Origin of the sequence: Pseudomonas sp. NFACC14, from assembly GCF_900106885.1 — a bacterium.
Taxonomy (GTDB): domain Bacteria; phylum Pseudomonadota; class Gammaproteobacteria; order Pseudomonadales; family Pseudomonadaceae; genus Aquipseudomonas; species Aquipseudomonas fluorescens_AA.
In genome coordinates this window covers 149,879-162,269 of the sequence record NZ_FNOA01000010.1, presented here as the reverse complement: position 1 = coordinate 162,269, position 12,391 = coordinate 149,879, and the positions used below count along the sequence as shown (strand labels likewise).

The 12,391-nt window shown below is 59.6% G+C and carries 12 protein-coding genes and 1 tRNA gene; 11 read left to right on the top strand and 2 right to left on the bottom strand.

Annotation, left to right across the window (positions count from 1 at the left end):
• The first annotated feature begins 24 nt into the window (after positions 1-24).
• Genes BLU85_RS16885 through BLU85_RS16875 form a run of 3 tightly spaced genes read left to right on the top strand, consistent with a single transcriptional unit; the run spans position 25 to position 3,348 of the window.
• The gene (locus BLU85_RS16885) at positions 25-630 is read left to right on the top strand and encodes a biliverdin-producing heme oxygenase (protein ID WP_092201184.1); all 606 of its coding nucleotides are present in this window, start codon (positions 25-27) and stop codon (positions 628-630) included.
• Positions 627-2,861, top strand: a complete 2,235-nt coding sequence (locus BLU85_RS16880; RefSeq protein ID WP_092201186.1) for an ATP-binding protein — start codon at positions 627-629, stop codon at positions 2,859-2,861. The genes BLU85_RS16885 and BLU85_RS16880 overlap by 4 nt, the downstream gene beginning before the upstream one ends.
• A 40-nt stretch (positions 2,862-2,901) precedes the next feature.
• Entirely contained in the window at positions 2,902-3,348 is a 447-nt protein-coding gene (locus tag BLU85_RS16875) for a hypothetical protein (protein ID WP_092201188.1), read from the top strand.
• A 9-nt stretch (positions 3,349-3,357) separates the two neighbouring features.
• On the opposite strand, the gene BLU85_RS16870 is transcribed toward BLU85_RS16875, so the two are convergent.
• Positions 3,358-3,807 (bottom strand): hypothetical protein, encoded by a 450-nt coding sequence (locus BLU85_RS16870; protein WP_092201190.1) that lies wholly within the window; start codon positions 3,805-3,807, stop codon positions 3,358-3,360.
• 396 nt (positions 3,808-4,203) lie between these two features.
• Here BLU85_RS16870 and BLU85_RS16865 point away from each other — a divergent pair, with 396 nt between their 5' ends.
• From BLU85_RS16865 to BLU85_RS16830, 8 genes are all read left to right on the top strand, one after another.
• Positions 4,204-4,977 carry an ABC transporter ATP-binding protein gene (locus BLU85_RS16865; RefSeq protein ID WP_092201192.1) on the top strand — a complete coding sequence of 258 codons (774 nt, stop codon included), beginning with the start codon at positions 4,204-4,206 and terminating at the stop codon, positions 4,975-4,977.
• Positions 4,978-4,990: 13 nt separating this feature from the next.
• Positions 4,991-5,746 carry an ABC transporter substrate-binding protein gene (locus tag BLU85_RS16860; protein ID WP_060739627.1) on the top strand — a complete coding sequence of 252 codons (756 nt, stop codon included), beginning with the start codon at positions 4,991-4,993 and terminating at the stop codon, positions 5,744-5,746.
• Positions 5,747-5,824: 78 nt separating this feature from the next.
• Positions 5,825-6,520 (top strand): ABC transporter permease, encoded by a 696-nt coding sequence (locus BLU85_RS16855; RefSeq protein WP_092201194.1) that lies wholly within the window; start codon positions 5,825-5,827, stop codon positions 6,518-6,520.
• On the top strand, positions 6,517-7,206 hold the full coding sequence (locus BLU85_RS16850) for an ABC transporter permease (RefSeq protein WP_060739629.1): 690 nt from the start codon (positions 6,517-6,519) through the stop codon (positions 7,204-7,206). Before BLU85_RS16855 ends, BLU85_RS16850 begins: the two co-directional genes overlap by 4 nt.
• Positions 7,187-8,422: a methyltransferase gene (locus BLU85_RS16845; protein WP_092201196.1), complete on the top strand. Its 1,236-nt coding sequence runs from the start codon at positions 7,187-7,189 to the stop codon at positions 8,420-8,422. The genes BLU85_RS16850 and BLU85_RS16845 overlap by 20 nt, the downstream gene beginning before the upstream one ends.
• A 331-nt stretch (positions 8,423-8,753) precedes the next feature.
• Complete coding sequence (locus tag BLU85_RS16840) at positions 8,754-9,578, top strand: FkbM family methyltransferase (protein ID WP_092201198.1); 825 nt, start codon at positions 8,754-8,756, stop codon at positions 9,576-9,578.
• A gap of 75 nt (positions 9,579-9,653) precedes the next feature.
• Positions 9,654-9,729: transfer RNA gene (locus tag BLU85_RS16835), tRNA-Thr, on the top strand.
• 172 nt (positions 9,730-9,901) lie between these two features.
• Positions 9,902-11,221 (top strand): tyrosine-type recombinase/integrase, encoded by a 1,320-nt coding sequence (locus tag BLU85_RS16830; RefSeq protein ID WP_092201200.1) that lies wholly within the window; start codon positions 9,902-9,904, stop codon positions 11,219-11,221.
• Between the two features lie 34 nt (positions 11,222-11,255).
• Here the strand turns inward: BLU85_RS16830 and BLU85_RS16825 are convergent, their stop codons facing one another.
• Positions 11,256-11,603 carry a hypothetical protein gene (locus tag BLU85_RS16825; RefSeq protein WP_092201202.1) on the bottom strand — a complete coding sequence of 116 codons (348 nt, stop codon included), beginning with the start codon at positions 11,601-11,603 and terminating at the stop codon, positions 11,256-11,258.
• Between the last annotated feature and the right edge of the window lie 788 nt (positions 11,604-12,391).

Below are 12,391 nucleotides of genomic sequence, written 5' to 3'. Positions count from 1 at the left end.
TCCAGCCAAAGAACTCTATCCTGCATGTCATCGGCCGCACCCTACCCTTCTCTGATCCAGGCATTGCGGAGCGAAACCGCTGAACTGCACGTCGCCTTGGAAAAACGCCTGCCGTTTTTCTCCGAACAACTGGACTTCGATCTGTATCGGCGCCTGATGGCGGCCTACTACGGTTTCTATCAACCGTTGGAACAACGTCTTCATGTACTTGCACTGACGCCGATCGGGCTGGACCAATCCCTACGGATCAAACTTCCGGTGCTGCGGGCGGACCTCACGGCTCTGGGTCTGGAAGCAGCCGCTATCGACGCGCTGCCCACCTGCCAGGCGTTACCGCTGATCGACTCCCGTGCCGCCGCACTCGGCGTATCCTACGTGCTGGAAGGCGCAACGCTCGGGGGGCAGATCCTGCGGCGCAGGGTGGTCGAGAAGCTCGGGCTTGACGCCTCCAGCGGAGCAGCCTTCCTCAACGTGTATGGCGAGCTCACTGGCCGACGCTGGAAGGATTTCCTCCAATACCTGGACGACAGGAACCTTGGCGAGGCCCAGGTGTTCGAAGTCACACGTGCCGCCAAGGCGACGTTCTCCCATTTTGAACACTGGCTGGACAGCCAAAAGGTATTGTTATGAACACGGAAAACCAGGAAGCCTTCGAAGAACTGCTGGCCAATTGCGCAGACGAACCGATTCGCTTTCCCGGGACCATCCAGCCTCATGGCGTGTTGCTGATGCTGTCCGAGCCCGATTTCGTGATCCGTCAGGTCAGCGCCAACGTGTTGCAATTGATGGCGCAGGATCCCCACAGGCTGGTGGGCCAGACACTCGACGCCCTGTTGGGGCTGGAACAGGCCGAGGCGATCCTCATCGCCTGTCGTGCCGCCCCGGAAAGCGACAACGTGCCCGTGGCCATTGTGGTGAACCAGCAGCGTTTTGATGCCCTGGTGCATCGCCATCAGGGCGCCCTGATCGTCGAATTGGAACAGCACCTGAGCGACTATCGCCCCGAAGGGGTCAGCGGCGAGGCCAACATGGGCCGCATGTTGCAACGCCTGCAAAGTGCGAAAACCCTCCAGGCCCTGTACGAAATCAGCGTGCGGGAGATCCAGGCCATGACCGGTTACGACCGGGTGCTGATCTATCGCTTCGAGGAAGAAGGCCACGGCCAGGTGATTGCCGAGGCCAGCGCGCCGTCGATGGAGCTCTACAAGGGCCTGTTTTTCCCGGCGTCGGATATTCCCGAACAGGCGCGCGAGCTGTATCGCATCAACTGGCTACGGATCATCCCCAACGCCGACTACACGCCGGTGCCGCTGATTCCGGAGTTGCGGCCCGACACCCAGGCACCCCTGGACTTGAGTTTTGCCACGCTGCGCAGCGTCTCGCCGATCCACCGCCAGTACATGAAAAACATGGGCGTGCTGTCGTCCATGAGCATCTCGTTGATGGAAGGCGAACGCTTGTGGGGGCTGATCAGTTGCGGCAATCGCCAACCGCTGCTGGTGCCCCATGAAATGCGCATGGCCTGCCAGACCATCGGCCAGGTGCTGTCATTGCAGATCAGCGCCATGCAAGCCCTGGAGCTGACTCGGCAACGGGACGCCAAGCTGGAAGACCTCAAGGTCCTCGCCGCAGTCATGGCCGAGTCCAGCGACAACGTCTTCGATGGCCTGTCCCAAGAGCCGCAACGCCTCATGGAGTTGACCGGCGCCAGTGGCGTCGCGATATTCGAGGACAACAAGCTGCACCGTCACGGCCAGTGCCCGGAACCGGAGCAGATCCGCGAGCTGCACAAATGGATCCTGGAAACCGGCAAGCCGGTGTTCTCTCACCACAACCTGAGCAGCGTGTTCCCTGCGGCCCAGGCGTATCAGGACGTGGCGAGCGGCGTGCTGGCGATCCACTTGCCCAAGCCTGTGGAAAACGGCGTGCTGTGGTTCCGCCCGGAGGTCAAGCAAACCCTCCAATGGAGCGGCGATCCACAAAAACCCCTGGACCTGGAAAACAGCGAGACCGGTCTGCGCCTGCGGCCCCGGACGTCTTTCGAGATCTGGAAAGTCGAAATGGCCGGCATCAGTACCAAATGGACCCATGGCGATCTGTTCGCCGCCAACGACTTGCGGCGCTCGGCCCTGGAAAACGACCTGGCCCGCCAGGTGCGCAAGGAGCGCCTGGCCGTGCAGGCCCGCGATGAACTGGTGGCCGTGGTGTCCCATGACCTGCGCAGCCCGATGACGGTCATTTCCATGCTCTGCGGCATGATGCAAAAGGCTTTCAGTTCCGACGGTTCCCACAGCTCCAAGCGGATCGCCTCAGCCATCGACACCATGCAACAGGCTACCAGCCGCATGAATGCCCTGTTGGAGGACCTGCTCGACACCTCGCGCATCGACGCCGGGCGCTACACCATCAATCCCCAGCCGATGGACGTCAGCCAGATCTTCGAAGACGCCTGCTCGCTGCTGACGCCGCTGGCCACTGCCAAGGCCATCGACATCTCCTTCCAGGCCGAACCGAACCTGAGAATCAATGCCGACCCCGAACGGCTGTTCCAGGTGCTGTCCAACCTGATCGGCAACGCCATCAAGTTCACCCCGCAGCAGGGCTCCGTGGGCATCAGTGCGATGTCCGTCGGGAACGAGATCGTGTTCAGCGTCCGTGACACCGGTGAAGGGATTGTGCCAGAGCAGTTGCCCCATGTTTTCGAGCGCTACTGGACGACCAAGGAGGGCAACCCGAACGGCACCGGGCTGGGGTTGTACATTTCCAAGGGGATTGTCCAGGCCCATGGCGGTAAACTGCATGCCGAAAGCCAGCCAGGCCAGGGCAGCGAATTCCGCTTCACCGTGCCGAAAATCGACTGAGCCGGGCACCACCCCCTAATGAATTGGAAACCGAAGCCCAATGGCCTCACTGAACAAACAGCAAAAACGCGCCAAGCGCGCCAAAGACAAAGCCAAGCAAATCCGCATGAGCGGGCGCAAATCGATCCCGATGTATGGCGATCCGGCCCACGCCACCGCCCAGCCACCGGTCTACGTGCTGGAACTGTTCGCCAAGCTGCGCGAAGCCGAGGCCGTCAGCCGCAGTGAAATGCTCGATACGCTGCTTACGTCCCTGAGCGTGATGATCATCGAACGCCCAGGCCTGCTCGACCTGAAGAACGCTGAAAACGAGGGTATGGCGGCGACCAACTTGGCCGCCGACATGCTGGTAGACTACCGCATGTGGGTCGATGACATGGACCGCGAGACCGCCCAGCGCTGGCTCAGCACTCCGGAGTTCATCAAGGACTTCAGCGAAGCGCTGGACCGCTATCGCCAGACCCAGGAAGAACCCACCAGCGAATAAGCCGCTCGGCTATTCGTCACTGTTCCAATGGAACACCAGGTTGCGCGCGGCCCCGCTGCCTACCTCAGCAGTGTCGCGTCGCGCCTCCCCGTTGCGCGTCGCCACCACGTTGTACTTGCCCGGCGGCAATTGCACATAAACCAGCGGCCCCGCATCGCTGAGCGTCAGCAATGTTTGTCCCGATGCGTTCTGCACGGTGACGTCCACATCCGGGACGTATTTGTTTTCCGGGCCTATCGCGAATGTCATGTGCAGGTTATAGCCATGGGCCTGCCCGATGGCCCGGGCTTCGTCCTCGCCGATACCCCCGGACAGATAAGTGATGCCGTTCTGTTGCTGTGGCTGGACCTGCACGCCAGCACTGTCTACCGGGGCCAGGTTCGTAGCGTTGAGCATGATCGGGAACAACAGCGCGCCGAGCAGAAGAAAGGGCAGTAAAAAGTAATGGTTATGCTTCATGGCGAGGACTCCAAGTACTGGAAACAGCTCATGAGTTCTCTTTTGATTTTGATTACGCGGCAAGGTTTAGATCTATTGGCTATGAACGGAAACCGAGAAACCACTCAAAGCACAGCGACACGCTCATCCGGTTAACCCTTCCAACCCCCGCCCAAAGCTGGCACCATCGCGCCTTTTTTCACGCGACTCCCCGGGCTTTTCACCGGTAGACAGGGTTCAAACGGCCGTTCGGTTGTTGATGGCGCGACAGACTGCTGTGCCGATGCGACAACCTGCCACACATCCCCGGTTTACCAGCCGAAGCGCTGTTGGCTGTCATTCGGACGCATGCTAGCTTGGCCGCCTCGCCAAGGAAGGCAGCCAACAGCAAGGGAGCACACACCATGAGGACCGCACATGGCCCAGGCCACGCCCGCGCTTGAAATCCGCAACCTGCACAAACGCTACGGACAGCTGGAGGTGCTCAAGGGCGTCTCGCTGACCGCCCGCGACGGCGATGTGATCTCGATCCTCGGATCCTCCGGGTCCGGCAAGTCCACGTTCCTGCGCTGCATCAACCTGCTGGAGAACCCCAATCAGGGCCAGATCCTGGTGGCCGGCGAAGAGCTCAAGCTCAAGGCCGTGAAAAACGGTGAACTGGTGGCCGCCGACGGCAAACAGATCAACCGCCTGCGCAGCGAGATCGGTTTTGTGTTTCAGAACTTTAACCTTTGGCCGCACATGAGCGTGCTCGATAACATCATCGAAGCCCCGCGCCGGGTGCTCGGCCAGAGCAAGGCCGAAGCCGTCGAAGTGGCCGAGGCCTTGTTGGCGAAGGTCGGCATCGCCGACAAGCGCCACGCCTACCCGGCCGAACTGTCGGGCGGCCAGCAGCAACGCGCCGCCATCGCCCGCACCCTGGCAATGCAGCCCAAGGTGATTCTGTTCGACGAACCCACCTCCGCTCTTGACCCGGAAATGGTCCAGGAAGTACTTAGTGTGATCCGCGCCCTGGCCGAAGAAGGACGCACCATGCTGCTGGTCACCCATGAAATGGGCTTCGCCCGTCAGGTTTCCAGCGAAGTCGTGTTCCTTCATCAAGGCCTGGTCGAGGAGCAAGGATCGCCACAGCAGGTCTTCGAGAACCCGCTTTCGGCGCGCTGCAAACAATTCATGTCCAGCAACCGCTAACGGAGCAGTACAGATGCAGACCTACAAAAAATTCCTCCTGGCAGCAGCCGTCAGCCTGGTGTTCTCGGCCAACGCCATGGCGGCCGATAAACTGAAGATGGGCATCGAAGCCGCCTATCCGCCGTTCAACAACAAAGACGCCAGCGGCCAGGTCGTGGGGTTCGATAAAGACATCGGCGACGCCCTGTGCGCCAAGATGAAAGTCGAGTGCGAAGTCGTCACCTCCGATTGGGACGGCATCATCCCGGCCCTGAACGCCAAGAAATTCGACTTCCTGATTTCCTCGCTGTCGATCACCGAGGAACGCAAGCAGGCGGTGGATTTCACCGACCCGTACTACTCCAACAAACTGCAGTTCATCGCGCCAAAAAGCGCCGAGTTCAAGACCGATAAGGACTCGCTCAAAGGCAAGGTCATCGGCGCACAACGGGCGACCCTGGCCGGCACCTGGCTGGAAGACGAACTGGGTAGCGACATCACCACCAAGCTCTACGACACGCAGGAAAACGCTTATCTGGACCTGACCTCTGGCCGCGTCGATGCGATCCTGGCGGACAAATACGTCAACTATGACTGGCTGAAAACCGAGGCCGGCCGCGCCTACGAATTCAAGGGCGACCCGGTGGTGGAAAGCGACAAGATCGGCATCGCCGTGCGCAAGGGCGACAACGAGTTGCGCAACAAACTGAACGCCGCGCTCAAGGAAATTGTCGCCGACGGCACCTACAAGAAAATCAACGACAAGTACTTTCCGTTCAACATCTATTGATGCTGACGTACCCGGCCGGCGCTGCCACACCGCAGCGCCGGCCCTTAGCAAAGCCTGCCGCGATATGAACACACACCCATGATGATCGATCTCCACGGATTCGGCCCGGCGCTCGCCGCTGGCGCACTGATGACCGTCAAACTGGCACTCTCGGCCCTGTGCCTGGGGCTGGTGCTCGGCCTGCTCGGCGCCTTGGCCAAAACCTCGCCATACAAGCCATTGCAATGGCTTGGCGGCACTTACTCGACACTGGTTCGTGGCATTCCGGAATTGCTCTGGGTGCTGTTGATCTACTTCGGTACCGTCAACCTGATGCGTGCGCTGGGCGAGTACCTGGGCATGCCTGACCTTGCCCTCAACGCCTTCGCCGCCGGTGTCATTGCCCTGGGCCTGTGCTTTGGCGCCTACGCCACGGAAGTGTTTCGCGGCGCGATCCTGGCAATTCCCAAGGGCCACCGTGAGGCCGGCGTCGCCCTGGGCCTGTCGAAGTGGCGAATCTTCACCCGACTGATCATGCCGCAGATGTGGCGCATCGCCCTGCCGGGCCTGGGTAACCTGTTCATGATCCTGATGAAGGACACCGCGCTGGTCTCGGTGATCGGCCTGGAAGAAATCATGCGCCACGCACAGATTGGCGTGACCGTGTCCAAGCAACCGTTCACCTTCTATATGGTCGCAGCGTTCATGTACCTGGGGCTGACGGTGCTCGCCATGATCGGCATGCACCTGCTGGAACGACGCGCCGCCCATGGATTTGCCAGGAGCACCCAATGAACTGGGACGTCATCATCAAGTGGCTGCCGAAGCTGGCCCAGGGCGCGACACTGACCCTGGAGCTGGTGGCCATCGCCGTGATCGCCGGGCTGCTGCTGGCGATTCCGCTGGGCATCGCCCGCTCTTCGCGCCTGTGGCAGGTGCGGGCATTGCCCTACGCCTACATCTTCTTTTTCCGTGGCACGCCGCTGTTGGTTCAGCTGTTTTTGGTCTACTACGGCCTGGCGCAGTTCGATGCCGTGCGCAGCAGCGCGCTGTGGCCGTACCTGCGGGACCCGTTCTGGTGCGCCACGGTCACCATGACCTTGCACACCGCCGCCTACATCGCCGAGATCCTGCGCGGCGCGATCCAGGCCATCCCAAAGGGCGAGATCGAAGCCGCACGAGCCCTGGGCATGTCGCGACCCAAGGCATTGTTCTACATCATGCTGCCCCGTGCTGCCCGCATCGGCCTGCCGGCCTACAGCAACGAAGTGATCCTGATGCTCAAGGCCAGCGCCCTGGCGAGCACCGTGACCCTGCTGGAACTCACCGGCATGGCCCGCACCATCATTGCCCGGACCTACCTGCCGGTGGAGATCTTCTTCGCCGCCGGCATGTTCTACCTGCTGATGTCCTTCCTGTTGGTGCAAGGCTTCAAGCAGCTGGAGCGCTGGTTGCGCGTCGATGCCTGCCAAGGGCGCTGACAGCGGCGTGCTGACGGGCGAGGAGGCATTGCTCGCCCGCTTCACGGCGCTGGACGTTTTTCTCACCACGCACCAGGCGCTGTGGAAACCACGTCCGTTCACCCACCTGCAGCTGCCTTGGGAAACGTCCCACCCGGAATTGGCCCGATGGCTACGCCAGCGTTCGCTGGAAGCGGCGGAAAATGATCATCATCAGCCGTGGTTGATGGAAGACGCACCCGCGCCGTTCCCGGAATTGGCCGCTATCTCTCGCACATTGAGCGCTGTCGCAGAATTGCCCGCCAGCACACTCGCTGCCCCAAGCCATCGCCTGAACGTGGACGTGCCCGGGCGCAAATGGCAGCAGATCGAAGCCTTCGCCAGCCGCCTGCACTTCACCGCCCAACCGACCCACTGGCTCGATTGGTGTGCCGGCAAGGGTCACCTCGGTCGACGTCTGTTGCACGGTGAACAGCAACTGACTTGCCTGGAATACGACCCCGCACTGGTCGCCAGCGGCCAACAACTGAGCCAGCGCCATCACCTTCCCGCCACGCACCTGCAACAAGACGTGCTAGCGGCGGACGCCGCCCAGGCGCTCCACCCCGAACACACTCCCGTAGCCCTGCACGCCTGTGGCGACCTGCATGTGCACTTGATGCAACTGGCCAGCGCCGCTGGCTGTGCACAACTGGCTATCGCACCGTGCTGTTACAACCGCATCAACGCCGAGCACTATCAAGCGCTGTCCGACGCCGCCAAGGGCTCCGCCCTACAGCTGTCGCTCGACGATCTCAGCCTGCCGCTGACCGAAACCGTCACCGCTGGCGCGCGCGTCAGAAGACAACGGGACCACTCCATGGCCTGGCGCCTGGGCTTCGACTTGCTGCAACGGCAACTCAGAGGACGCAACGACTACTTGCCCACGCCGTCACTCCCCAGCGCATGGCTGGAAAAATCCTTCGCTCAGTACTGCACCGATCTGGCAGCCCTGAAAGACTTATCCACAGTCGGCACGCCTGATTGGCTCGCCCTGGAGGCAGCGGGCCATCAGCGCCTGGCCGAGGTGCGCAACCTGGAGTTACTGCGAGGTCTTTTCCGACGGCCGCTAGAGCTTTGGCTGGTGCTGGACCGGGCACTTTTCCTTACGCAAAAAGGCTACGACGTTCGCCTTGGCACCTTCTGCGAAACCCCACTGACGCCGCGCAATCTGCTGTTGCTGGCAGAGCGTTACTGAGGCGAAACAGCCTGTGGATAACTCTGTTGATGAAATAAACCCGAATCCAAGAAATCCGTGATTTCCTGACCGAATCAGCATTGGTCATTTTTTGTTCATATGGATAAAAAACCATGAAAACAGGCATTTGCGACGAAACGCGAAAGCGGTCACAAAATCGCAAGAGGCCCTGCGCCTCATCGCGCCCGTTGTGCATAAGCGTCCAAGCAAAACGACATAACCGCCGAATTCAGTGCTGCCCCGCGCCAACAATTGCGTCCTCCGCGCCCGTGCTATACAACAGCCCCACGTATCGTGATTGACACAATGCCGACACACTCAAGGACTGGCCGTGACGTTCATTTCCTACGCACAAAACTTCGAAGACATACGCCTGTGGCGCGCCCTTCAATCGGTGGAAAACGGCTTTTACCTCGACGTCGGCGCCAACCATCCGACAGATGATTCAGTCACCCGAGCGTTTTACGACCGCGGCTGGCGTGGCATCAACATCGAACCGGTGCCGGCCTACTACGACGCTCTCTGTCAACAACGCCCCCACGACACCAACCTGCAATGCGTGGCCGGTGAAAACGCCGAAAGCCTGACCTTCTACACCATCGCCGACACGGGTCTGTCCACGGTAGAAGCCAGCGTCGCCCAACAGCACCGCGACGCCGGCATGGACGTGCGCAACCAGACCGTCCAATCCCGCACCCTGGCCTCCATCTGCGAACAATACGCCCAGGACCGTCCCATCCACTTCCTGAAAATCGACGTCGAAGGCCACGAAGAAACCGTGCTGCGCGGCATGGACTTCAGCCGCTGGCGCCCCTGGATCATCCTCATCGAAACCCCGTGGGCCCGCGACCAAACCTGGGAGCACCTGGTCACCGACGCTGGCTACCAGGCCATCCTGTTCGACGGCATCAACACCTACTACCTCGCCGAAGAACACCTGGCCCTCAAACCCGCCTTCGACATCCCACCGTGCAACCTCGACGGCTTCCAACTCTGCAAAGGCCACAAATTCAGCCACCCCATCGACGACACCGACCAACAACTCAACGCCGCCCTGCAACGCGCCGAACAGGCCGAAGCCCAACTCCACGCCATCCAAAACAGCCGCACCTGGCGAGCCCTGAACAAACTGCGCAACCTGCTGCACCGTGCCTAAGCCGGACCTGCGCAAAAATAGTCAGAATTCAGGGGTTTACAGAACGCACCCAATCGCTATAATCGTCGCCCACACGCCGGTATAGCTCAGTTGGTAGAGCAACTGACTTGTAATCAGTAGGTCCCGGGTTCGACTCCTGGTGCCGGCACCATACAAGGTTCCAGAGAAGGCTTTCAAAATCTCTGATCCCCCCGAAAAACCCGCCTTCTGGCGGGTTTTTTCGTTTTGGCGTTCCATCGGTTTCCGTCAGAAACTGGTGGATTCCAACCGTTTTAAGGGTAGAGTTTGGGATAAAGGTCACTTCGATAAAAGGGAGTACCCTTATGTCGCGCACCACTGCTCCACTCTCTGATTCGGCTTGCCGCTCAGCCAAGCCCACCGACCGCGCCTACAAGCTTTTCGACGGCGACGGCCTCTACCTTCTAGTCCAACCCAATGGCCGCAAAGGCTGGCGGCTCCGTTACGTCAAACCTGACGGACGCGAAGGACTGACCTCGTTCGGCAACTACCCCGTTATTGGCCTCGCCGATGCACGCCGCAAGCGCTTGGAGACCAAGCGAATGCTGGCGGATGGCATTGACCCCATAGAGACCAAGCACCAAGCCAAGGCGCAAGCCGTGATCAAAGGCAGAACCTTTGAAAGCGTTGCGCTGGACTGGCACACGGAAATGTCGGCCAAGTGGGCACCAGGCCACTCCAAGACTGTAATGAGTCGCCTCAAAACCCACGTGTTCCCGCTGATCGGCGCACGCGCCATTGTTGATCTCGACACCCATGACCTTATGCAGCCCTTGGAAGCGATCAAGAAGCGCGGAACGATAGACGTTGCTTTAAGGGTACAAAACTACCTGCAGAGCATCATGCGCGAGGCAAAACGCCTCCGGCTTATCACCGCAAACCCTGCTTACGACCTCGAAGGCTTGATCAAAGCCCCGCGGGTGGTACATCGCCCCGCTCTACCCTTATCGCGACTGCCGGAACTACAGGAGCGGATCGACACCTATAAAGGCCGGGCACTTACCCGTCTGACGGTGATGCTGTCGCTGCATGTGTTTGTACGATCCAGCGAGCTGCGTTTCGCACGCTGGAGCGAGTTCGACCTCAAGCGCGGCACCTGGGAGATACCGGACACTCGACCCGCGTTGGAGGGAGTACCCTTTTCCACAAGGGGTACGAAGATGGCCGGGGACATCCACCTTGTACCCTTATCGCCGCAAGCAGTGGCGCTACTCGAAAAAATCCATGCGCTCACAGGTAACTTCGCATTGGTCTTCGCAGGCGATGCCAAACCCTGGAAGCCCATGTCCGAAAATACCGTGAACAACGCGCTACGGACGATGGGATACGACACCAAAACCGATATCTGCGGGCATGGGTTTCGTTCGATGGCCTGCAGCGCACTGATCGAGTCAGGACTGTGGTCGGAGACCGCCATTGAAAGGCAGATGAGCCACAAGGAACGCAACAACGTCCGTGCCGCCTACATCCACAAGGCCGAGTTCATCGAAGAGCGCAGGCTGATCATGAACTGGTGGAGCCGGTACCTGGAGGCCAACCGTCAGGAGCATGTCACTCCACACGAATTCGCAAATCAGATTGGGGCGAATGTTACTCGGATGAAGGCGAAGCGGATCATTGATTGAATCCGCCCGCCCCTAGATCCCTGAGGTAATCCCACTATGGGAAGACGCCTAAAACCTCAGGAGTCAAGATCTGAAGCCCAATCCCCGACAGCAGACTTGTACCCAGCAAGAAGAGAGCTACTTTCAACACCAAGCGAATACCACCGCCGAGCCCTTTATGACGCAACAAGTAACTGGCAACAATCTTCCTGTAAGCATCACCGTGGCTAAACGCATAGGCGATCGCTATCGCGAAGACAAACCATGCAGCGCGCTCAGGATGAGGCATTGTGATTATGGTCAACGCCAAACCAACACAAACAAAACCAATGCTATTCACTTTCTTGAAATAGCTCTTGGCGATGGCTTCATCTTCATCGTCCAGAAAGAAATTCGGTCTCATTGATATGCCCCTTTTGAGATCACAGTGCCGATCACCATGTCATCTAGTCACAGATTAAGAACTCTCTCTGACCGTTGCCACCCGAAGCAGGCGCATTTCTCCCACAAATCGGCAGGAGCATGTCACTCCGCACGAATTTGCGAACCAGACCGGAGCGAACGTCACTCGCCTAAAAGCAAAACGTGGCGCAATCGAGTAAGCGCTCGGTCTTCAAATCTCAGTGATCCGCTTGTCCACGCGGGTCCATCCAAGCAGGGCTGCAAAGCCGCCCTGCTTGGATGGACCTCACTTAAAAAATCTAAAGCCCACACAACTGTCTGTGGAAAACCACAGATTTCCACCGCTGGATAATTTCATCCACAGCCGCAGAACTCCCAAAAATTCGAGCCTTGACCCGAATTATCCACAGGCGTAGAAAAGATCGGGCAAAGCTCTGTCGTTGACAGCAACCCAGGTAGCCAGAACCTTTAAGGCTACGCCACACCGTGGTGGTTCTCCCAAAGTGCGATTAGCGTCCGGCGGCTCGCACGGTCACAGCGATGTGATGGATGCCTACTTTTAACAGTGTGCCCACTGCGGCAACTCACTCCCTTTCATAGCTGCCCTGCAGCAACCTATCCGCTTGGCCATTTCATTGCGCCAACCTGCACCCGTCTCTTTCTCCTGGAAAGAGACGGGCGCTCCTACCGCTGCTGCAGCCCAACTCGTAAAAGGCTTTGCGGCATTCCCCCTAGTGACAATCGGCGTGACAAACACCGAAGTCGCCAGCAACAGCGATGCCGATGATG